6 protein-coding genes and 1 riboswitch are annotated in these 25,627 nt (G+C 36.3%); of the genes, 3 read left to right on the top strand and 3 right to left on the bottom strand.

What is annotated here, in order from left to right; all coding sequences use genetic code 11:
• The 3 genes from BM121_RS20850 to BM121_RS20860 form a co-directional block, all read left to right on the top strand.
• Nucleotides 1-2,076: SpaA isopeptide-forming pilin-related protein (locus BM121_RS20850; RefSeq protein WP_139220298.1), on the top strand; the 2,076-nt coding region annotated here is incomplete at its 5' end.
• Nucleotides 2,077-3,019: 943 nt separating this feature from the next.
• A complete protein-coding gene (locus BM121_RS20855; RefSeq protein ID WP_091486501.1) occupies nucleotides 3,020-10,957 on the top strand; it encodes a Cna B-type domain-containing protein in 7,938 nt (2,645 codons plus the stop codon).
• Nucleotides 10,958-11,951: 994 nt separating this feature from the next.
• Nucleotides 11,952-12,041, top strand: a riboswitch (cyclic di-GMP riboswitch).
• 382 nt (nucleotides 12,042-12,423) lie between these two features.
• Nucleotides 12,424-18,930 carry a SpaA isopeptide-forming pilin-related protein gene (locus tag BM121_RS20860; RefSeq protein ID WP_091486504.1) on the top strand — a complete coding sequence of 2,169 codons (6,507 nt, stop codon included), beginning with the start codon at nucleotides 12,424-12,426 and terminating at the stop codon, nucleotides 18,928-18,930.
• A gap of 211 nt (nucleotides 18,931-19,141) precedes the next feature.
• On the opposite strand, the gene BM121_RS20865 is transcribed toward BM121_RS20860, so the two are convergent.
• The 3 genes from BM121_RS20865 to BM121_RS20875 all read right to left on the bottom strand — a co-directional run bounded on the left by BM121_RS20865 (nucleotide 19,142) and on the right by BM121_RS20875 (nucleotide 25,422).
• Entirely contained in the window at nucleotides 19,142-20,272 is a 1,131-nt protein-coding gene (locus BM121_RS20865) for a response regulator (protein ID WP_091486507.1), read from the bottom strand.
• A gap of 470 nt (nucleotides 20,273-20,742) precedes the next feature.
• Complete coding sequence (locus BM121_RS20870; protein ID WP_091486509.1) at nucleotides 20,743-21,873, bottom strand: response regulator; 1,131 nt, start codon at nucleotides 21,871-21,873, stop codon at nucleotides 20,743-20,745.
• A gap of 486 nt (nucleotides 21,874-22,359) precedes the next feature.
• Complete coding sequence (locus BM121_RS20875; protein ID WP_091486512.1) at nucleotides 22,360-25,422, bottom strand: hybrid sensor histidine kinase/response regulator; 3,063 nt, start codon at nucleotides 25,420-25,422, stop codon at nucleotides 22,360-22,362.
• Between the last annotated feature and the right edge of the window lie 205 nt (nucleotides 25,423-25,627).

Raw genomic sequence — 25,627 nt, forward strand, 5'->3', positions numbered from 1 at the left:
TTAACCAAAGAAGGCGAAGACGGTGAACTACTGGAAGGGGTTGTATTCGAGCTGCAAGATGCGGAAGAGAATACAATGCAAGAAGGACTGGAAACAAATGCAGATGGAAAACTGCTTATTGATGATCTCACTCCTGGTTCCTATCAGTTAGTGGAGACCGCAACGATTCCAGGTTATGAAATGGATACAACACCTATTTCATTTGATATTGGACTTGGGCAAACAGAAGTTACAGAGGTCAGCTTTGAGAATCCGCTAAGTACAGGTTCTGTAGAATTAACAAAAGTAGGTGAAGAAGGAGATACACTAGAAGGTGCTGTATTCACCTTAGTTGATGAGGAAGGCGAAGAACTAGAAACAGGCCTTACCACCAACGAAGAGGGAATACTAGTTGTCGAGGATTTGAAGCCAGGCAATTACGCATTCATTGAAACGGAAGCTCCTTTTGGTTATCAGTTAGATGCGACACCTATTGAATTTGAAATAGCGTTTGATCAACAAGAAATGCTTTCAATGGAGATGGAAAATAGCTTGACAACCGGTTCTGTTGAATTAACAAAAACAGGCGAAGATGGCAACAACTTAGAAGGTGTAGTCTTTGAGTTACAAGATGCTGATGGAGAAATGCTTCGGGAAGATCTTGTGACCGACGAAAATGGTATTCTAATCATAGAGGATCTTAAACCAGGTAATTATCAGTTGGTTGAAACAGAAACAATTGCTGGCTATGAATTAGATAGTTCACCAATACCGTTTGAAATTGAAGTCGGTCAAACAGAAGTGACAGAAATCAGCTTTGATAATCCATTAAGTACAGGTGCAGTTGAGCTGACTAAAGTAGACGAAGTTGGAGAAAGTTTAGAAGGTGCAGTGTTTGATCTCATGGATGAATCTGGAAATATACTTCAAACGGGATTAACAACAAATGAAAACGGGAAACTGAAAATCGCAGACTTACAACCAGGCAATTATCAACTTGTAGAGACTTCAGCACCTTTTGGTTATACATTAGATAATAAACCAATCCTTTTCGAAATTGACTTTAATCAACAAGCACCATTAACTGTGAACGCTGAGAATGAACGTACAACAAGCTCTGTTGAACTAACAAAAGTTGATGATGAAACAGGGCAAACACTAGCCGATGTGGTCTATCAAATAAGTCAAGATGGAGAAGTGATAAAAGAAAATCTGGTAACCGATGAGAATGGTCAGATATTTGTGGATGGACTCAAACCAGGAACCTATCAATTTATTGAAACGGAAGCGGCTGATGGGTATACGTTGGATCCTACACCAATCGAATTTACGATTGATCTTGGTCAAAGTGAAACCTTAGCTTTATCAACTGATAATTCGATTATCAAAGGAGATTTTGTGTTAACCAAGGTTGATTTTGATAACGCAGAGTTACCTTTAGCAGGTGTAATGTTTGAATTGCAGGATGCTGATGGTAATACGATAAGAGAAGGTCTTCAAACAGCCGAGAATGGGAAACTGATAATTGATGATTTACGCCCTGGTCAATATCAACTTGTTGAAACTGGTCCGTTACCAGGTTATCAAGCACATCCGCCCGTATCGTTTACAATCGGAAAAGGACAACTAGAAGCAAAACAAATAACGATTACGAATAAGCAAGATCGTTCCGGAGTAGAATTGATTAAACTGGATCGTGATAATGAAGATAAAGTCTTGCAAGGTGCGGAATTTATGCTGCAAGATGAAGAAGGCAATATCGTGGCACAAGGCTTGACAACCGATCAAGATGGAAAATTAATCGTGGATGGTCTGAAACCTGGTGTCTATTCCTTCATCGAAACAAAAGCACCCGAAGGCTATATATTGCAAGAAAGCCCGATTGAGTTTACCATCGAGCTAGGGCAGTCTGAACGAACCAAAGTGACAGCCTACAATCAAAAAGAACAGGTAAGTAACGATAGTGATGATGTTAATCAGGAAGAGAGCAACCTCCCGAGCACAGCAACAAACATGTTCAATTATGCATTATTTGGCGGGTTGTTAGTGATTGGCGGAATCTTTGTATTAATGTTCTATCGACGCAGGAAACAATAACTAAAACATACTATCATTAGTAGTACAGACCAAGGACATGGTTTGTACTACTAATTTTTTTATAGAAAAGAAAGTTAAACGGAGATGTATAGTTCCGAGAGCCCAAAAATAGGAGAGTTCTCGAGAGTGCTCTGCGATAAAGAAGAATTGCCGACTGGTGAAACAAGAGGCTTAGTCGCCCTTATGCCCATGAGCGAATATCATCATCGGCTCGTAAACTCACCGTGATTCCTCTATCTCAGTTGGTTCTGAGCCACTACGTTTCTAAGCGGGTGCTTTACTTATAAAGAGAAAGACAATCATCCACAACCCGTGTTACGAACCTATATACCGAAAGCTGAAGCGTAAAACGTCTTCTTGTTGAATGACATCATCAAAATTCACAAAAATTTAATATTTCAATGTAAAGTTCACCTAGTTCATATTCTATAGTGTATGAAAGAAAGCGCATTCAACCAAGGCTTATACTGCATCCACTCAATTTATTACTTCATCAATTTATGGAATTATCAGTGAAATTTTGATCGCACCCGGTTCATTTATAGAACTTTAAACCTATTAAAATTATATCGATGTTATAAATTGTTTAAGAATATGTTAAGTATTGGCCTTTATAATCCAAATTTAGGTAGTGCGACTAACTATATCCTACATGCTTAATAAGTCATAAAATGCTTTATTGTTAGACATGGTGTAAAGATAATGTACTACATTTTTCATGTCAATCATACAATAAGTAAAGTAACTTCTAAGTGTTAGATGCGGAAACATACCGGTTTCGTTTTACAAGTCTGATATGTAATATGTTACCACATAACTTAAGCGTGCTTTAAGGAAAATAGTGATAGTCTTCGCTACCATCAAGCTCATGTGGAGATAGATATGCTTGATATGTATCTTCATTTTGATCAAATCTAGGTGTAGAAAGGAGTTTAATCGTTTAATGACAAGGAAAGTAAGTATTGCTTTATTAGTCGTATTAATGTTTCAGACATTAACAAGTAGTTTCATGTTGCCTTCACAGGCTATCTCGTCTGAAGACACGTCTATCTTTAAAAATATAAGCGTTGTCGATGAAGAAGGCCATTCAGTTGATGCGGAAACAATGCCAGGCAGCGATGTAGAAGTAAGTATAGATTGGTCTGTAGCCGACCTAGATGTAGAAGCTGACAGCACAGAGACAATCACACTTGATTCTGACATTGTTGTACAACAAGAACAAACTAGTAATCTACTTTTTGAAGAGCAACAAGTAGGTAATTATACAGTTGGTACGGATAATACGGTCACGATAAGTTTGAACAAAGTGATCGAAGAATATCCTGAAGCGAGTGGTAATTTTGTTATTTCAGCTGTCACTTCCGATGAACAGCAGGTAGTTAACTCTGAGGAAGAGGTTGTTGAGTCAAAAGGAGAGGAACAAGAAGCTACCACCGATGACAAAGTAACTGAAGAGAAGGACAGTCCAGCGGATTCAGAGGTGTCAGAAGAAGACGCTGAAGAAGAGCAACATGTGACAGCAAACGAGGAAGAAAAAACAGAAAATGCCTCTTCTCCAGAAAAAGAGGAAGAGTCTAAGTCTGAGGAAAATGACACAGATGCTTCGTCTACCTTTGCAGCTTCCAGTGTACAGCCTTTTGCTAATTTAGGTAATATCTTTACCTTTGATTATCTTAAAATTAATGATGAAGACATTAATGATGGAGATATTATTGAAATAGGTGAAGGTACTAAAGCACAACTAGGATTCAAGTGGGATACACAGGGGCTTAATGCAAAAGCTGGCGATACAGCTGAAATACCTCTTTCCGACGCTTTTGAAATGGTTAATACTCCAGAGGCAGACATTATGGTTGATGGAGAGGATGTAGGAACCTATCATGTTGCGGATGGTGTACTAAAATTTGAATTCAATGAAAACATTGAACGTGATAATGTCAATAATGGATTTGTCAATATGGAGTTAGACTTCAATCTGGATAAATTCAGAGACAATATCGAACAAGAGATTAACTTCAATGATAGTGAAGACAATTCGTTAACGGTTATCGCAAAACCAAATGGAGAAGTTAGTGGCATTGATAAGGAAGGACACCCTGACGCTGACCAGGATGCAAGAGAAATCACGTGGACAGTTGATGTTATCAATACGAATGAGGAAGAGATAACCGGTGCAACACTAGCAGACAGCCTTCCCGAAGGTTTAGGCGAAGCTAGAGATTTTGTCATCAATGAGTTGAACATTGGCTATGATGGAGATAAAACAGTTGGTGCTGAAACGTCACAATCAACATCTGTAACTGAAAATGAATTTGAAGTGGAATTGGGCACTATCGCACCTTATGAAGGTTATCGCATTCAATATACTACAACTATTGAAGATTACACTAAAGAGTCGTTTACCAATGAAGCAACATTTAACTATGGCGACGAAAGCTTACCAGCAGATGCTACAGTTGGCGGATTGGAAAGAAGTAATCCAATTGAGAAAGCCGGCTCGCAAATTGGTAACGAGGATAAAATTCAGTGGAGTATAGATGTTAATAAAAATGGAAGTATAATTAGCGATGCTCGTGTAGAAGACAACTTACCTGACGGGTTAACAGTAGACACGGATACTATCGATGTTGTTGAAATTAATCAAGAATGGGGTAATTGGATAGAAGGAGATTCTCTTGAAGGTGAATTTACTGAATTCCCTATCAACTTGGGTGCATTGGGACAAGAGGATGCCTACAGAATTAATTTTGAAACAGATGTTAATTGGGAAGATGTAGAAGATGGCATCTACCAAAAAGACAATGGTTTCTTAAATACGGCAACACTCTATGATGGTGCGGATGAATTAAATGATGATGATGCAACGGTTAATATCGTCAGAGCTCCTGTCCTGCGAAAAGAAGGGACATCCAATGTAGATTATGACGACAAAACAGTTACTTGGACCATTCATGTGAATGAAGCAGGACACCCTGTTGGAGGAGCTGTGTTAACGGATTTAATTCCAGACGGCTTAGCCATTAGTGAAGATGATATTGTTATCACGAACGAAAATGATGAGACGTACTCTCCTGATAACATCAATATTAACCCTGATGCTGATGGTGGAACGGGTGTTGAAATTGATTTAGGAAATGTAGGAACTCAACAGCTTACCGTTACTTATAGAACAGAAATTACCGATTTTACGGTTAATTCTTTTAATAACGGTGTTGGCATGACAGGTGATGGTATCGGTGAGGGTGGAGTGACAAGTGATGCTACAATCCATCCGGCAGGTAACACATATGGTAAGAGTTTTACAGGAATAGACTACGGTGAGAAGACTATCGATTGGCATTTAAATGTCGATCCAAGAAGAGAAGCAATTAACGAATTAGTAATAGAGGATACCTTCCCAAATAAAGGGATGATTTTACTTCCAGATACAGTAGAAGTTACCCATCTAGAAGAACCTCTAGAAGAAGGTATAGATTATACACTTGTACCTAGAACGGAAGATGGTGATGAAGGCTATAATAAAGGATTTACCATCGAGCTTCTAAGTGAGGCATTACCATTAGATGGCAGTCAACTAGAAGTTACGTACCAGACTTCTTATGATCCACAGAAGGAAGTAAATGGTAATACACTTGATCCGTATGTAGGTGATGAACAGGATAGAGTGTATAATAATCACGCTAATTTTACAGGGCAAACCGAAAATGGTAATACTATTGATCAAGACAGAGAAGCAAATACAACTGTAAGAGAGGACTCTTGGAACAGTGGTAAAAAAGAAGGTCAACTCGTACATGATGATGGTGAAGGGAATTTAGTGAATGGTTGGGAAAGCGGATTTGAAAGAAAAATCGCTTGGCAGCTATATACGAACTATCAAGAACAAGATCTTGGATCAGATGTTACCATAACAGATACGTTAGCTTATGAAGGAGAAATCGATGAAAGTAGTATCCAAGTATCTGTTTATAACGTAAATGCTGATGGATCTACTGATATTACAGGACCAGTACTAGACCCAAGCAACTATTCGTTAGAAGTTGATGGTCAACAATTCACCTTAGCTTTTACAGATGGATTTGAAGTAACGGAAAGATATGTTGTAGAATTTACAACCTCCGTACCAGATATTTCACAACCAAATTATACGAATGACGCAACGGTTTCGGTTGGAGATGTGGATTATCCTTATTCATCCACTCTTAACTATGATGAACATGACGACTTCTTAGCAAAAGAAACAGTCGGTGTTGATGGAGATAGTGTTTTCACAGGTGATGAATTAGACTGGGAAGTTAAAGTGAACGAAAGTCTATCAAACATTAAAGAACCTATCATTACTGATACCATTAGTGCAGGGCTTGTTTACGTAAATGACAGCCTTGAAATTGTCAAGTTAGAAGGAACAGAAGAATCCTCTCTAGAAGAAGGGGAAGATTATACGCTTGATGTAACTACAACAGAGAATAATGAGAATGTTTTAACTATTCAACTTACTGATGAATTGAAAGACACCTTAATCTTAAGATATTCAACCGTCGTAACAGAAAAGGACGGTGAAGTTAACAACGCAATCTCATTAGAGGGAAATGCTATAGAAGACAAATCTGTAGAGTCTGCTAGTATGCAAGCAAGAGAATTCTCTAGTGTAGGTGGAGAATGGGCTACGGACAGAGGGGCATTAAGAGTGACTAAAGTCGACTCTGAGGCAGAAGAAGTAATAGCCAACAATGAAGCGACCTTTACCCTTGAATTCGACCTAAATGGTGAAAGACAACAATATGGTGAGTACACGACTGAAAATGGTGTGTTAGAAGTTGGAAATTTACCACTTAGAACCTATTATCTAAAAGAAGTGACGGCACCAGATGGCTATGTTCTATCTGAAGAAGAGAAAGAAATAGTTGTTGACGAAGGCTACGACAATAATGATGAGAATATTGTGAAAGTAGACTTTGAGAACACCAAAGAAAAAGTGGATATCACGGGAACAAAAATGTGGGAAGGCGGACCAAAACCAGCCATTGATTTACAATTGTTTAGAAATGGTGAAGCATTTGGAGAGCCTGTAACTTTGGAAAAGGGCACAACAGAATACACTTGGTCAGATTTAGATCGAACAGATATCGATGGTAATGAGTATGCGTATACAGTAGACGAAGTGGAAGTTCCTGATTATTATGAGAAGACATTATCAGACGATGGTCTAACGATTACAAACAACTTTACAGTGGAAGATAAAAGTATTGACGTAGTGAAAAACTGGAACGATGCTAATAACCAAGATGGTCTTCGCCCAGACTCAATCACAGTTAATTTACTGGCAAATGGGGAAGAAACCGGCCAAGAATTGACTTTAAATGAAGCTAATAACTGGGAAGGAACATTTACTGAATTACTACCAATCGATCAGACTGGTGAAGAGATTGAATACAGCATTGAAGAAGTAGGCGTAGAAGGTTATGAAACAGCAATAACTGGAAACCCTAACGATGGCTATGTGATTACCAATAGCCATACACCAGAGCTGATTGATCTAGCTGGAAGCAAGACATGGGATGACGCTGAGAATCAAGACGGCAAGCGTCCAGAATCTATTACCGTTCGTTTATTAGCGAATGGTGAAGAAGTGAACGATGTGGACGTAACAGCGGAAACAGATTGGGACTTTGCGTTTACCGATCTACCCAAATTCGCAAACGGTGAAGAAATCAATTACACCATTCAAGAGGATGAGGTAGCAGATTATTCAACTGCCATTGACGGTATGAATATTACAAACAGCTACACACCAGAACAAACTAGTATCAACGTAGTGAAAAATTGGGATGATGCTGATAATCAAGATGGTATTCGTCCAGGTGCTATCACAGTAAAATTACTAGCTGATGGGGAAGAAACCGGCCAAGAACTGACTTTAAATGAAGCCAACAACTGGCAAGGCGACTTTACAGAACTGGATGTATATGTAGATGGTGAAGCAATTGACTACAGCATTGAAGAAATAGGTGTAGAAGGTTATGAAACAGCAATAACCGGAACCTCTGACGACGGTTATGTGATTACCAACAGTCATACACCAGAGCAGATTGATCTAGCTGGAAGCAAGACATGGGATGATGCCGACAATCAAGACGGCAAGCGTCCAGAATCTATTACCGTTCGCTTATTAGCTAATGGTGAAGAAATAGAGGATGTTGAGGTAACAGCGGAAACAGATTGGGACTTTGCGTTTACCGATCTACCCAAATTCGCAAACGGTGAAGAAATCAACTACACCATCCAAGAAGATCAGATAGAAGATTATTCAACTGCCATAGATGGTATGGATATTACGAACAGCTACACACCAGAACAAACTAGTATCAACGTAGTGAAAAATTGGGATGATGCCAACGATCAAGATGGTATTCGTTCAGGTGCAGTCACAGTGAAATTACTGGCTGATGGGGAAGAAACCGGCCAAGAAGTGATTTTAAATGAAGCAAACAATTGGCAAGGCGACTTTACCGAACTGGATGTATACGTAGATGGTGAAGCAATTGACTACCGTATTGAAGAAATAGGTGTAGAAGGTTATGAAACAGCAATAACCGGAAACCCTAACGATGGCTATGTGATTACCAATAGCCATTCGCCGGAGTTGATTGATCTAGCCGGAACGAAGACATGGGATGACACCGACAATCAAGATGGCAAGCGTCCAGAGTCCATCACTGTTCGTTTATTAGCGAATGGTGAAGAAGTAGAGGATGTTGAGGTAACAGCGGAAACAGATTGGGAGTTTCCATTTACCGATCTACCCAAATTCGCAAACGGTGAAGAAATCAATTACACCATTCAAGAAGATCAGATAGCAGATTATTCTACTGCCATAGATGGTATGGATATTACGAACAGCTATACACCAGAACAAACTAGTATTAACGTGGTAAAAAACTGGAACGATGCCAACGATCAAGATGGTATTCGTCCTGAATCGATCACGGTGAATTTACTGGCTGATGGGGAAGAAACTGGCCAAGAACTGACTTTAAATGAAGCCAACAATTGGCAAGGCGACTTCACTAAACTGGATGTATATGCAGATGGTGAAACAATTGACTACAGCATTGAAGAAGTAGGCGTAGAAGGTTATGAAACAGCAATAACCGGAAACTCTAACGATGGCTATGTAATTACCAATAGCTATACACCAGAGCGTATTGATTTAGCTGGAAGCAAGACATGGGATGACGCTGAGAATCAAGATGGCAAGCGCCCAGACTCTATCACTGTTCGCTTATTAGCTGATGGTGAAGAAGTAGAGGATGTTGAGGTAACAGCGGAAACAGATTGGGAGTTTGCATTTACCGATCTACCCAAATTCGCAAACGGTGAAGAAATCAACTACACCATCCAAGAAGATCAGATAGAGGATTATTCAACTGTAATAGATGGTATGGATATTACGAACAGCTATACACCAGAGCGTATAGATTTAGCTGGAAGCAAGACATGGGATGACGCCAACAATCAAGATGGCAAGCGTCCAGACTCTATCACTGTTCGCTTATTAGCTGATGGTGAAGAAGTAGAGAATGTTGAGGTAACACCGGAAACAGATTGGGAGTTTGCGTTTACCGATCTACCCAAATTCGCAAACGGTGAAGAAATCAATTACACCATTCAAGAAGATCAGATAGCAGATTATTCAACTGCCATAGATGGTATGGATATTACCAACAGCTATACACCAGAGCGTATTGATTTAGCTGGAAGCAAGACATGGGATGACGCTGAGAATCAAGACGGCAAGCGTCCAGAATCTATTACCGTTCGTTTATTAGCGAATGGTGAGGAAGTGAAGGATGTGAACGTAACAGCGGAAACAGATTGGGAGTTTGCATTTACCGATCTACCCAAATTCGCAAACGGTGAAGAAATCAACTACACCATTCAAGAAGATCAGATAGCAGATTATTCAACTGCAATTGACGGTATGGATATTACGAACAGCTATACACCAGAACAAACCAGTATTAATGTAGTGAAACAATGGAACGATGCGAATAATAAAGAAGCACATCCAGAGTCCATCACTGTTAATTTATTAGCTAATGGAACAGAAGTGGATTCAGTAGAATTGAATGAATCCAACAATTGGCAAGCAGACTTTGTTGCATTAGACATCTATGCAGATGGAGCAGAAATTGACTACACTGTTGTCGAAGAAGAAGTTCACGGCTATGTAAGTTCCATTGATGTAAAAGATAAAAACAGTGTTGTCATTGTTAACAGCCCTAAAAAAGTAAGTGTGGGTGACTATGTATGGTTTGATGAGAATAAAGATGGTCTTCAAGATGACACGGATATTCACATCCAAGGCGTAGTTTTAACGATTGAAGATGAAGATGGCAACCCTGTAACAGATGTTTACGGTGATCCAGTTGGACCAACAACAACAGATGAAAATGGTTGGTATACATTTGATAACTTACCGATTGACAATACGTATACCGTAAGAATTGACAGGGAAGCATCAGCCAAAGCCTTAGAAGGGTATGTACCAACCCTGCCTGAAGCAGGAGATGAAGGTGCAAATGACTCATCTACTTGGTTGGCGACATCTCGTTATCTAACAGAAGATGAAGAACGTGATCCAACGCTAGACTTTGGGTTTGTGAGAGAAGTATCTGAAGAACCAGGAAAACCTGATCCACAAGAGCCAACAGAATCTGAAGACTCAGATAAAGTAGACTCAGCTGATTCAGAAAAAACAAGTAAAGATAAATTGCCTGACACAGCAACAGATACCTTTAACTTGTTAGCAGCTGGCTTCATTCTACTATTCTTAGGCGTAATGTCTATAATCGTAGTTAGACGCAGAAATCAGTCATAAGATCGAGATTACAAAAAGCTCTCACCGTTTTGGTGGGAGCTTTTTAAAAGAAAAAATGTTACCACTGCCAAGGTATTTTTAATGAAATCGCATTATTAATCATTGGATTAGTACAAGTTTTTAAATAGAATCCTACAGCTGAAAGATGTAAAACAAGGTTTTTTTCGTATTGGTGGAGATGACTATCTTAACAAAGAATATACTGAAAAGGTAGCTGCATCGTTGCTAAAAAACAAGGAAAAAATCAAATAGTTTATTATAATAATTTGAAAGAAGTTCAGGGGAGCCCTGTTTGACCGAAATGGCGGTAACTATTAGGAGACACACTATTAAGTGGTCAGTTTAGTCTAACAATAATGGCTAGGTCTAAAGTATATTACAAATGGAAACCTGAACATGTATTTGACAAAAAAATTTATAAAACAGCAATCTTTTTTTGCCTGTCCCCCTCTACAATCAAATACAGCGGATTTTCAGGTGAACAAATAGAAATGCATCTAAAAATGATAAGGGATACATGAAAACAACTTCTTCAAGATTTTGTGGGAATAGATGAACGTAAATTCCTGTAAATGAGGAACTTTTTTAAAAAAAGGTGAAAAATGTTTATTATTGTATTATATTGACAAAATATCATTATTTAGTTACTGTAGAGGTGAATTCACTTAATTAGAACATATAGTACTTGAGTGTTATTACTTCTATACTCCATAATCTATCATTCAAAATTACTATATATTACTTTCGACATATATTGTCAAAAAGCCTTTTATTCAATAGGGGGATAATATAGTTTCTATTTTAAATTGTAGAGAAATTGCTAAAGAGATTACATAAGAAGAAACATGGAACAATATCTCTGGATTAAAGGACAAGGAAAAATGTAGGGATCTTCACATTTTTTCTTTAATCCTACAAAAGTATAAAAATTTTAGTTGTAAATTATTGTGCTACTTTATATGAAATTAGCACAAATAATAATAATATAATTATCGTACGATAATAGCAAAACCACTGAAAAGTGGTGACGCAAAGCTATAGGGGCTAAGGTGAAATATACTCACTATGCCTGCCAGTTGCCGAATACGACGGAAACTCCGTCTATTTTGACGGAGTTTTTGTTTTTTCGGAAGGTATTATTTTAAAGGTGGTGAGAAATATTCGTCTAACTAATAATATCGTTCCAAAAACGTAAAACAAGATGTGAGGTTTTCTTCTTTGGTTTGAGTAAATCGATCTGCAGTTTTCATAATTAATTATATGAAAAAATAGGAGGTTTGATATTAAAAAATTATTCTAATAGTCATATAGAATAATTTTATCTCTATACACCCTTTGAGACATGGTTAAAATAGATTGTTCGTGTGAAATTTGTCTGAATTCATAGAACCTTAGTATCATGATTCCTGCTAGAGTAGTAATATGAAGCTTATTTATTGTGAGTAAATATTAAAGGAGGTAAATTTATGAAAAAAACTTTATCAATGTTTTTAATTGTATTAATGATGTTTTCTCAATTGTCTTCAACATCGGTTCTCTTCGCGGAAAGTGATACGCAAAATCAAGAGAGCTTTGAAATTAGCGTTGGAGAGGGGGCGTCTATCAAAGAAAGTATCATAAATGTAATTTCCCAAGAAAGCATCTATGATAATTTAGAAATCACGTTACCCAAAGATACTTCCTTTAACAAAGAGAAGACAGAAGAGATAACGGAATCAGACGTTGATATATCTTATAATTCTGATTCTCATACTGTGTTAATGGATAATAAAACTAATGCGGAAAAATTAACTAATAAATTAGTACTAAATGATGTACAAGAATCACAGAATAATATAGTTGTAAAGGGCTTTAAGAATGATGAAATGATGGCAAGTCAAGCATATACATTTTCTATTAATCAAAATGATGAAAGTAACCAACAAGAAGAACAATCAAATGAAACAGATAGTACAGACACCACAATTAACACACAATCTGAAGAAGATAGTGAGAACAACGTAAATAATGAAAGTAACTCAAAGGACTCCAACACCCAAGATACTAATGATAAAAAGGTTTCTGAAAGTGAGAAGCTCTCAGAAAATATTGTCACTCCTTTCTCTGGGAATCTAAATGTCGATATTGACATTACACCAAAAAATCCAACCATTTTATCTGGCGATGATGCTAGCTATACACTTACTCTTAAATTTACAGGATCACGCACAGAATACACAGATGCTGAAGTAATGGTAGATTTGCCTATTACAGAATTTTCCGATTTCACACAGGATGTAAGCGAATTAGCTATTGATGGAGTAGTACCAACTTATGATACTTCTAATCAACAACTGATCTACTCCTTTGATTCGATTGACACAGGACGTTCTTATGAGCGATTACTGAAAATTGATACGGAAAATGGCTTTTCACCAAATGGTCATGAATTAGCAGCACAAGCTACATTCCAATCCAATGAACAACTGCCAGTGTCTGATGATGCGATAGTTACCATAGAATCATCCAGTTCAGCTAGTGTCTCGAAACAATATCTAAGTGTTCAAGGGAATGATAACAATATCCCAACACCAGGATCGAAAACTTTATGGGAAATTAAGTTGGAAATTCCTAAAAAAGACATTGGACAGATGTTTCTTAAAGAAGGGTCACAAATTACCATAACTGACCTGTTACCTGATGGTTTATCATATGATTCGATGGACTCAGGACCAAATCCAGTACAGAACGAAGACGAGTTAACTTGGCAATTTGATGCACCTACTATTGAAGAGCAATCTTCAGCAGATACATCATTGTATACCCAAACCCTACAAGTTTGGTTGACAGTAGATCAAGGAACGGCTGATACGACGCAAAATAATCAAGTAGATGTAGATACGACGTATATTGATGATTCTACGTCGACAACATCTGGACAACATGAAGTTGATATAGTAGCTTCAGAAGATGCAAATGGCGAAATTGAGGGTACTTGGTATGTCCCTGTAAATGTTGGACCATCAGATGGTAAAGGTAATATTGCACCAAATGATGATAAAAATCCAAATCCGGTTGTATATGATGATGCACTATTAGGATTTAGTCATGGTATTGCTCCATTACCTGAAAGTGCACAGGGTGATTTTCAAGGGTATACTACTATTTATAGGGTTGATTCCCATTTAACTCTAGAAAAGCTTTCGACTCCTGGAGGATTTGTGTATAGACCAAGTGCTGATTTTCCAGCAGGAATACCATTGGATCAACAACCTCAATTTGATATTTTAGCATCCGTAAATGGAGAAGAAGAAATGCTGATGGAAGATGCGGAGCAAAATCAAACATACACAAGAAATGATCTAGGATTGGAAGAATCAGACCGCGTTAACTATATTAAGTATGATTTTACTTACGCACCGTCAGGTATGTTGAATAATGGCCGACCTAATTATTATTTTGGGGTAGAAGAAGGCTATACCGGTGAAGTAGTGAATAGCTTTAATGTGTATGGAGTAGATGCGGATGGCAATTCTTTTAATTATCGATATCATGAAGATGATAGAGATACGATAGCCGGTCCTCGTAGTGCTACTATTGCACCAATTCCTGATGATCAACCACCAATTGCTTATGTTGATGTAGGATTACTTGATCAAGATGGAGGGGAAATCGTTACAGGAAGCAATCGAATGGAAGTCAAGTTAACGAATTCCAATAGCTCTATTTTAGCGATGCAACAACGACTAGAGACGGTTGTTCTTATGCCACCAGGGGTAACGGTAAATGATAGTCCTAACCCAGAGTATATAGATAAAGATGGATTGTCGACTCAAAATTCTTCCGCTGCGGCTGGAGGTTCTTATGACATATTAAGCAATAACTATAATGATAGTGGTCGGCAACTTGTGGGTATTACGTGGAATGATCATTTATTACGACCTGACAGCAATTTAGCTGCTGAATTAGATGTTACCATTTCAGAAAACACACCTAATCACCTTTCATTTCAAGTGTACGGTTTTTCAGGAGATGAGCAACTAGCGGTACCCGATGGAGAAGGTACTTCGGTTACTGATACGACGCTTGAGACAGATACAGAAGATATAAATGATAGTGGTACATCAGATGAACCAAGATTGAAATCTGGAAATAATTATTATATGCGTGGAGAATATCAAATTGAATCCGAAAAGTTGGTAAAAGGTGAACTAGATGATGCATTTTCATTATTTGGTCAAACAGTACCAGGAGGTGCTATTGACTATCAGTTAACTTTCACCAATGTAAGTGGCAAAGATATTTCTTCCATGACTTTGATAGACGTTTTACCATCTGTAGGGGATCTAGGTATTACAGATAATGTGGACAGAGGAAGTCAATTCACACCTACTTTAACCAGTGAAATAACTATTCCAAGCTCATGGACAGATAGAGTAGATGTAGTATACAGTACGGCGGAAAACCCAAAACGTGATGACCTAATAGAAAATACGAATTATCCTGAAACAACGGAACAACTTAACAATCCTCCAGAGGCACAAGATCCTAACTGGATGGAAGCTAGTGAAGTTAATGATTGGGCGAATATACATTCATTTAAAATTCAATCTAAAAATGATAATGACTGGCTAGATGGAGAAAGTATATCTATTTCATTTTCGATGGAAGCTCCACCTGCCCAAGAAGTATCTGAAGACGTCTTAGATAGAAACATTGAACCAACTTCCCGTGCTGCATGGAATTCTTTTGCTATAGCAACTGATAATGGTCAACCTGTAGAGCCTTTACGTGTAGGAGTTTATATGAACTATACCAACTCCGTTTCTCTTCTTAAAGTAGCAGAAGATGGCACTGCATTAGAAGGAGCAGAATTCAAGCTTCTAGATGAAGCAGGGAATGAACTAGAAACAGGGCTAGTAACTGATGAGAACGGTGAAATTGTTGTAGAGGACCTATTTTTAGGGAACTATGAGTTTGTGGAAACACAAGCACCAACAGGATACCGTCTTGATAGCACACCAATTTCATTTAGTATCGATGTTACACAACAAGATCAACTTGAAATAGTTGCAGAAAATACTCCTGTTCCAGGTTTAGTAGAGCTTTCAAAAGTAGGAGAAGAGGGAGAAGCTTTAGAAGGAGCAGCGTTTACGTTATTAAATGAAGAGGGAGAAGAACTACAAACGGAACTTGCAACCGATGAGAATGGTCAATTGCTAATTGAAGACTTAACGCCAGGTAATTATCAATTAGTAGAGACGCAAGCACCATTTGGCTATGAATTAGATGATACACCGATTCCGTTCGAGATTGACTTTAACCAACAGGAAACCTTGGAATTGACCATGGAAAATGAGCAGTCAACTGGTTCAGTAACGTTAACGAAATCGGGAGAAAATGGGAATTTATTAGAAGATGTGGTATTTGAACTGCAGAATACAGAAGGCGATGTATTGCAAGAAGAACTAACAACGAATGCCGATGGTCAACTGGTAATCTCTGATTTAAAACCAGGTAGCTATCAATTCGTGGAAACTAGTTCTATTACTGGTTATGAATTGGATAATACACCAATCCCATTTGATATTGAACTGGGCCAAACAGAAATGACCGAAGTATCATTCGAAAATCCATTGACTTCTGGTTCTGGGAAATTAACCAAAGTAGGAGAAGAAGGAGAAGCTTTAGAAGGAGCAGCGTTTACATTATTAAATGAAGACGGAGAAGAACTACAAACGGAACTAGTAACCGATGAGAATGGTCAACTGCTAATTGAAGACTTAACGCCAGGTAATTATCAGTTAGTAGAGACGCAAGCACCATTTGGCTATCAGTTAGATGACACACCGATTCCGTTCGAGATTGTCTTTAACCAAGAGGAAACCCTACAATTAACGATAGAAAACAGTTATACGCCAGGTACGTTAGAATTAACCAAAGTAGGGGAAGATGGCGAGCTATTAGAAGGTGTTGTATTTGAACTACAGGATGTAGATGGAAACATCCTGCAGGAAGGATTAACAACGGATGCAGAAGGAAAAATTATCTTGGATGAATTAGATCCGGGTAGCTATCAATTGGTTGAAACTAGTTCTATTCCTGGTTATGAATTGGATAATACACCAATCCCATTTGATATTGAACTGGGTCAAGCAGAAACGACCGAAGTATCATTCGAAAATCTATTGACTCCTGGCTCAGTAGAATTAACGAAAATAGGGGAAGAGGGAGAAGCTCTAGAAGAAGCAGCGTTTACGTTATTAAATGAAGAGGGAGAAGAACTACAAACGGAACTCGTAACCGATGAGAATGGCCAACTGCTAATTGAAGACTTAACACCAGGTAATTATCAGTTAGTAGAGACGCAAGCACCACTTGGCTATCAATTAGATGACACACCGATTCCGTTCGAGATAGTTTTTAACCAAGAGGAAACCCTACAATTAACGATGGAAAACAGCTATATGCCGGGTACGTTAGAATTGACCAAAGTAGGGGAAGATGGTGAGCTATTGGAAGGTGCTGTGTTCGAACTACAGGATGTAGATGGAAACATCCTGCAGGGAGGATTAACAACGAATGCAGAAGGAAAACTTATCTTGGATGAATTAGATCCGGGTAGCTATCAATTGATTGAAACGGAAACTCTTCCAGGTTATAAACTAGATACAACGCCGATTTCGTTTGAGATTGGCTTAGGAGAAACAGAAAGCACACAAGTAGAATTCACTAACCTATTAAGTACAGGTTCAGTAGAACTAACCAAAGTGGGAGAAGAAGGAGAAACTCTAGAAGGAGCAGAGTTCACATTATTAAATGAAGAAGGAGAAGAACTACAAACGGAACTCGCAACGGACGAGAATGGTCAACTGGTTATTGAAGACTTAACGTCAGGTAATTATCAGTTAGTAGAGACGCAAGCACCATTTGGCTATCAATTAGATGACACACCGATTCCGTTCGAGATTGTCTTTAACCAAGAAGAAGTATTAACAGTAACTACGGAGAATAGCAGATCCACCAGTTCGGTTGAATTAACAAAAGTAGATGAGGAAACTAAAGAAACATTACCAGGTGCAGTCTTTGAGCTTAGACAAAATGGAGAAGTCATACATGAAAACTTGACAACAAATGAAAATGGAAAATTATTTGTCGATGATTTAAAGCCTGGAACCTACCAGTTTGTAGAAACAGAAGCTGCTAATGGATATACTTTGGATAGTACACCAATAGAATTCACTATCAATCTTGGCCAAAGTGAGACCTTAGTTTTATCCACTGATAATGCTATTGTCAAAGGAGATTTTGAATTAACAAAAGTTGATTTTGATAATGAAAATCTACCATTAGCAGGCGTTGGGTTTAGTTTGAAAGATGCTGATGGTAATACGATAAGAGATAGTATTATAACAGATGCAGATGGTAAACTCTTGATACAAGATTTACGTCCTGGAAAATATATACTAATGGAAACCGATCCATTACAAGGTTATAACTCTCATCCGCCAATCGAGTTCACTATAGATAGTGGGCAACTAGAAGCTAAAAAAATAATGATCACGAATAAACAAACTCGATCTGGTGTGGAACTAATTAAGCTAGATAGTGATAATGAAGAAAAGGTTCTGCAAGGTGCAGAATTTGCACTTCAGGATGAGGAAGGTAATACGATCACACAAGGTCTTACAACAGATGAAAATGGTCTGATCACCGTTGATCAACTAAAACCAGGAGTATATTATTTTGTGGAAACAAAAGCACCTGAAGGTTATGTACTGGATGAATCTCCAATTAAGTTTACTATTGACAAAGGGCAATCTGATCGAACAGAAGTGAATGCCTTTAATCAATTAGAACGTATAGAAGATGAATCTAATAATGATAGCTTGCCGGCTACAGCTACTAATATGTTCCGCTTTACATTACTTGGTGGCATGTTAGTTATTGGAGGAGTTATCGTGTTAGTATTTTATCGTCGTAGAAGATACTAATCGTAAAAGTCCATAACCCTGAAACCTGACCTAATGAGACAAAAAAGCACCTCTAAGTCACATAAGTGACTGTTGGAGGTGCTTTTCTCATAAAGTGAGACTTCCTATTAGATGTTTAGTTCCATGAATAAGGAAAGCTTTTGCTATAATTAAATGGCAAAAGCTTTTTTCTTTCATCTAGTCCAATCCTACGTTTGTTTAGAGAAGTTGGTCATTGTTGTTTAGTAGTGTTTTTCCATTTCGAATACCAATCTGCAATTTGTGGATCTATTTCCAAGTTTAATTCGGATAAACTTTTTTGTATTTCTTTATATTGATAATCTACTAACATTCGATAATGTAAGGAAGCATATATTTTCATTAATGAAAAGGCAGCATGTTCATCTTCGGGTCTGTTTTTAATAATAGTTAGATACCAGGAAATGGCTTTTTCAAATTGATTGGAAAAGTTATAACAATCTGCAATTAGCTTTGATCGATGTAACCACATCTCTTCGAGTTCAAACCTTTCTCCTTGTAACCAGATATAATCATGTATATTTAAATAACTACCTGCATACAATTGCATGATTTCTTCCTGTTCTTCTAGTGTATCGATGGTAATTTCAGGATTTTCTAATAATTGATTTTTCCATTCTTTTTTATCTAAAATGACATTATGTAATTTTAATAAATAACCATCTCCAATGTTAGTAATTTTGATATAATCGTTAAACATTCGAAGAGAATGGCGAATATTATAGATACTAACATATAGGTGAGAGTATAATTTATCGATGTCTATTTCATTCCAAAGTGCCTCAACTAATTCTGATTTTAATACAACTTTGCTTTCATAATGAAGTAAATATAAAAACAATTCTTTCGATTTTGCAGTTCGCCAACGAATGTCTTCAGGTTTTGTTTTATCACAAAATTGGAAGGTTAGTTCCCCTAAAACATTCACTCGAAGCTTAGTGGAAGGATCACGCAAGTTGCTTTTTATACTAACATTCGTAGTGTTTATTCTTTGAATCGTCTTCTTTAATCGATCAACTGTGACAGGTTTTAGTAAATAGTCTAAAGCATTCATTTCAAAAGCTTCAATGGCGTATTGATTATGGGCTGTAACAAATACGATATGTATGGAAGGATTATATTCTAGTATTTTTTCAGCCAGTTCTAATCCGTTCATTTCTAGCATTTCAATATCTGAAAATACAATATCAATGTCTTTAAGCATATGTTCATGAATGAGAGGTTCAGTTGATGTAAAAAGCACGTCCATATTGTCTAATTGACTTAGCTGATGCGCTAAATACTCTAGTGCTAGTGGCTCGTCATCGAATATACAAACTTTCATAGTAACCTCCTAATGGAATGGTTCTTTAATAGATCAATAAACAACAGAAATTGCTCGAATGTTCTGTGTAGGAAATGGATTAACATTATTGTAATATGATTATTGGTGATTGTATGTCTATTGATAAATCAAATTAAATAGAAAAAAGGTATTTTAAGAAAGGCTATTTAATAGTTGTTGTAATAAGATGAAGAATTCGAGTAGTCAAAACAGCTAGTTGTAGGTAGAGACATTAAAGATAAAAAGGAGATAGAGGCCAAGAACAAAAAGACAAAGGGTTTGAAGTACCAATGGAACCAATTTCACCAGATGGAAAAAGCACTCTACACTTATCACGGTGCTAATCATCCGTAAAACCCTCACTTCAAGGTTCGAGTAAATCAAAGAAGCTAGTGGGGGATAACGGACGCTAACATTCTAATAAGTTTTGCTGAAGTCTCACTTTATATAAGCTAAAATGATTTTCAACTTTATTTCCCTTTGGATGACTTCCAATCATGATACCATTTGTCGATGTCTTTATTAACCGATAAATTAAATTCCTCTAAAGATTTTTTTAGTTGATTATATTGATGTTCAACTAATACTCCATAACCCTTCCATGCATAGATCTTCATTAAAGCAAAATTAACACTTTCATCTTCTGGAACCAAATCTGAAAGTTGAATAAACCAAATCGCTGATTTATCAAAGAAATGGTGCTTATAGTAATAGTTTGCAATTTTGAATGCATGATTCACCCATATTGTTTCTAACCTATATCGTTCTCCCTCAGCCCATAGATAATCATGTTTTTTTAAATAAGTCCCTTTATAATAACTCATGATTTTTTCTTGTTGATCTAATGTTTTTATATCGATTTTGGGAGCTTTATCGAGTTCGTTTTCCCAGACTTCCTTATCGATACTTGTATTATCCAGCTTTAAAACGTAGCCATTTTGAATACTCCGAATCGATATGTATTTATTAAACTCTGATAGTGCTTGTCTAACTTGATAAATGGTGACATATAAGAGAGAGTTAGCCTTATTTACATCCATGTTAGGAAAAAGTAATTCAACTAATTCAGATTTTGAGACAATTTTACTATGATGATGAAGTAAATATAAAAACGTTTCTTGAGCATTAGTGGTGCGCCAAGAGATTATTCTTGTGTCATCACTGTTCAATTGAAATGTAAATTCTCCCAATACGTTAATGGTCAAATGTTTCGCAGATTCGTATGGATTTATACTACTATTTTTTATATATGATTCAATCCGTTTAACCGTCTTTTTCAATCTATTTAATTGAACAGGTTTTAATATATAATCTAATGCATTTAATTCAAAAGCCTGAATTGCATATTTATCATATGCAGTGACAAAAACAATTGGTAAATCAGGCTTTATTTTTAATATGGTTTCTGCTAATTCTAATCCATTGAGGCCTGGCATTTTAATATCAAGAAATATAACATCTGATTTTTTTATATTTTCTGAAACAGCCTCAACATTAGCGTGTGAATATTTACCTATAACATTTACGTTTCTTACTAAATTTAATTGATGCTCTAAAAAATCTAGCGCAAGTGGTTCATCATCAAAAAGTACTATATTCATCTAATAACCCCCAGAATTCTAAAAAAACAGTACTATTAACCTAAACAATAAAAGTTGTTTAGAAATTGTATAGTTTCTAAAGTTACAATATCTTTTGGTTGGTAAAATAATGCTTATTTAGGGGGTTATAGTTATATCATTCAAAAAATTCCGTTATCTGTACAGTGATTATATTACATGATTATTGTCGTTAAATCAAAAAATATTATTATATTTATTGATTCTATTAGAACAGATTTCTGGTTGATTAGTTTTTTGAGGCTAAGCAAAGAACTAGTAAGAAAAGCGCAGAGCCGCCCGTCTAAAAAAAATGTAGCGACTTCAGAATCAACTGAGATAAAGGAATCACGGTCAGGAAGTCTTTTTTATCGTGTGAAGTCGTCTAGTTTCCGGTCGTTCGGAGCTAGACACCTGCGCAAATTTTATGCTTTCTTGTCTAATTAAAAAACCTTCATGTTTATAAACATGAAGGCGATTGGTTGTTCTCTAAGAAATCCTTTTTGGTATAGTCATACTTACTTTTGTACCTTTGCCTTTTTCACTAGTTATTTGTATTCCTAGTCCAAATAGTTTTTCTAATCTTTTATTGGTATTCACTAAACCAATTCCGTTTTCTTTCCCTTCTTGATTCATTATGTCTATTAATTTTGTATCAGACATACCTTCGCCGTCGTCTATGATGTTAATTCGGTATTCCTTGTCAGAATTAATACCTTCAATTTTAATAGTTCCGCCCTTACTTTGCTTCAAAATGCCATGTTTTAGTGCGTTTTCTACTATTGTTTGTATAGATAGAGGTGGTACCTGAATCTCTTCATTTTCTGCTATTTCCCATTCAATCTCAATCCTATCTTGGAATCGTTGTTGATTAATGTAAATATAGGATTGTACTAAATCTAGTTCCTCCTTCAAAGGTACTAATGGCAATGTATTTTTTATATCAAAGCTTTTATATAAATAGTTTCCAAATTCATTTAATAAGGATGTCATTCTATCAACATCTATGATACTTAAAGATGCAATTGTATTTAATGTATTAAAGATGAAATGTGGTTTTATTTGAGCTTGTAACCAAGCTGCTTCCATGCGTAATTGTTTATGAATCGATTGTTTTAAGTCTGTTAAGGCTTGCACACGTGCTTGTAATTCTATGGCATCCACTGGCTTCGCAATATAATCGTTAGCGCCCGACAGAAAACCAGCATATATATCTTCTGGTTGATTTCTAGCTGTTAACAATAAAACTGGCAGTTCAGAAATGGTATATTGTTTTCTGATTTGTTTGGTTAATTCATAACCAGAGATATGAGGCATCATCACATCGCAAATGATGAGCTCCCAATTGTTTTCTGTTACTAAACTTAAAGCTTCACGAGGTTCCGTTGTACTTACAATATGATAATCATTTTCTAATAGATTACTTATTACTTTGACATTGATTGGATCATCATCAATAATTAATAATTTAGGTTGATTACTGTCTGCTGGTTTAGATTCTTCTAATTTTACTGAATGGTCCGTATCATTTATATTCAGCACATTTATATTTGAATTTTCGTTCTTCGTTACCGTCGTAACTAAAGGTATACTAAATGTAAAGGTAGTTCCTTCTCCTATTTCAGAATTAACCTTGATGGTTCCATCATGAAGTTCTACTAATTGTCTAGAAATATTTAGCCCCAATCCTATACCGCCACTATCCGCTTCTACCTTACTCAATTTTTCATAAGGTATAAAAATCCTTTCAAGTTCGTTTTTACTGATTCCAATTCCGGTATCTTTGACAGAAATGATAGCGTATTTATTATCTTCCTTAACGCTTACAGTAATGGAACCAGAATCGGTATATTTAACTGCATTATGAATAAGGTTGAAGAAAATTCGAATGATTCGATTTTCATCCGCATATACAGGTGGAAAAGAAGTTGACACTTCATTTTTCATTTTAATAGATTTATTGTCTGACATAAACTGTACCATTTCCATTACAGCCGATATTACTTGGCGTAAATGGATAGGTTCTTTCTTTAAGTGTATTTGTTTTTCTTTTAACCTTGTAATATCTAGAATATCATTCAAGGTGAATGTTAGCTGGTGGCCGATTCTAACTAACAAATTCAGATTGTTTGTTGTTTCGGCATGCAGCGTTTTTGAGTATTTATTAATAATAGATTGTGCGATATTAATCATGCCATGCAATGGATTTCTAATTTCGTGAGACGTATTTGCCAAAAATTCATCTTTTTTCTTATCTTCTTCGATTAGCTTTGCAGTTTGTTCTTCGGTAAGTTGAACTAAATTAATATGTCTTCTAAATAGTAGAATGGCAATTAATACAATGGAAATAAAGAAATCAAAAGGATAGAATGGAAATTCAATTTGACCAGTCTGAATGGCAGCTCCCCAAACTATATTCGAAGTGTAGCTACATATAAATAGTAATATAAAGATAGCGTTACGATCACCATTACGTAAATGCTTCAGTGTTGTGATGAACATATAGGAGATAGATATAAAATAATATAAATAGAGAATCATCACTAGTGTAACAAAGTGCTCGAATGGAAATAGAAATAAGGTTAGAATAGATAATATTATATTGCTTACAGAAAGTATTCTGATAAAGGTAGTATGAGTTTTATATAAGTGATGAATAAAATGAATTAACACATATAATGTAGTTATAAATATAAACATGAGTAGCCGAAATGAAAACTCAGTACTAAATGGCAATTGAATAAACACTTCATCATCCATTAAGTTTCCGAATGCCAACAACAATAACATAATGCCGAAGTAAAGTAATTCCTTCTGTGACTTCCCTTTTCCTAGAAAGAAAAGTGCAAATGCATAAAGCGCATGTAATAATAAAATAACAATGACAGTCAATTGGAGAAATTCTAAGGTGTTAGTTTCATCGGTTATCGCTTCTTCTGTACCAAAAGAAATAGATTTATTAATTCCCCCGAAAAATGGTATTTCATAATTGGAAGCTTGGATAATAATATTAAGTTCATTGGTATCTTCATTGATGTAGAATAGAGATGTCAGGGGGCCACGAAACGTAGCTGGTTCTTGTTGTTCGCTTGCTGGTCTATTAATGGTAGCTAGTGTATCACCATTTATAATTATATTAGCAGCAGTATGTATATTATTGGTTCGAAGTCCATAAAACTCAGTATTTGTATCCGGTAAAAGAATTTTGAGATGGTAACTTCCATGTCCGTATCCAGAAGAGATAGGATGATCACTATTTAGTTTATCACTCCAGTCACTAGGCACCTCGATTAATGTGTTACCTGTTACGTTAGAATCTGGTATTTCATCTATAAATTGATTGGGATAAAAAGACCATTCACCATTTAGAGAGAGAGTTTCATTGTGGGCGAATTCCCAATCTCTTAGGTCAAGGACACCATTTTCTATTGTAGGTTGACCTGTCTCCTTATGATAATTAATCCATGATAGTCGAAGGGTAATAAGCAAAGATATAAACACCAATAATATGATAAAGATCTTGGTGTATGTTAGCTGATTCTGGTTTGACATTATGGCTTTCACTCCAATTATTATGATAGTACCGATATTATCATAGATAGTGGTTAAATAGAATATACTTGGAAATGGCGATCATTTATAGAAAGGATTTATTATAGTTTCTTGATTTATCACTTTGCTAATCTTCCGTAAAACCTTCTCAAGCTTACTTTCTAATTTTTCTAAAATTCCTTGACAACATAAAAGTTTAATATTA

It is taken from the genome of Gracilibacillus orientalis, assembly GCF_900114645.1.
GTDB lineage: Bacteria > Bacillota > Bacilli > Bacillales > Amphibacillaceae > Gracilibacillus > Gracilibacillus orientalis.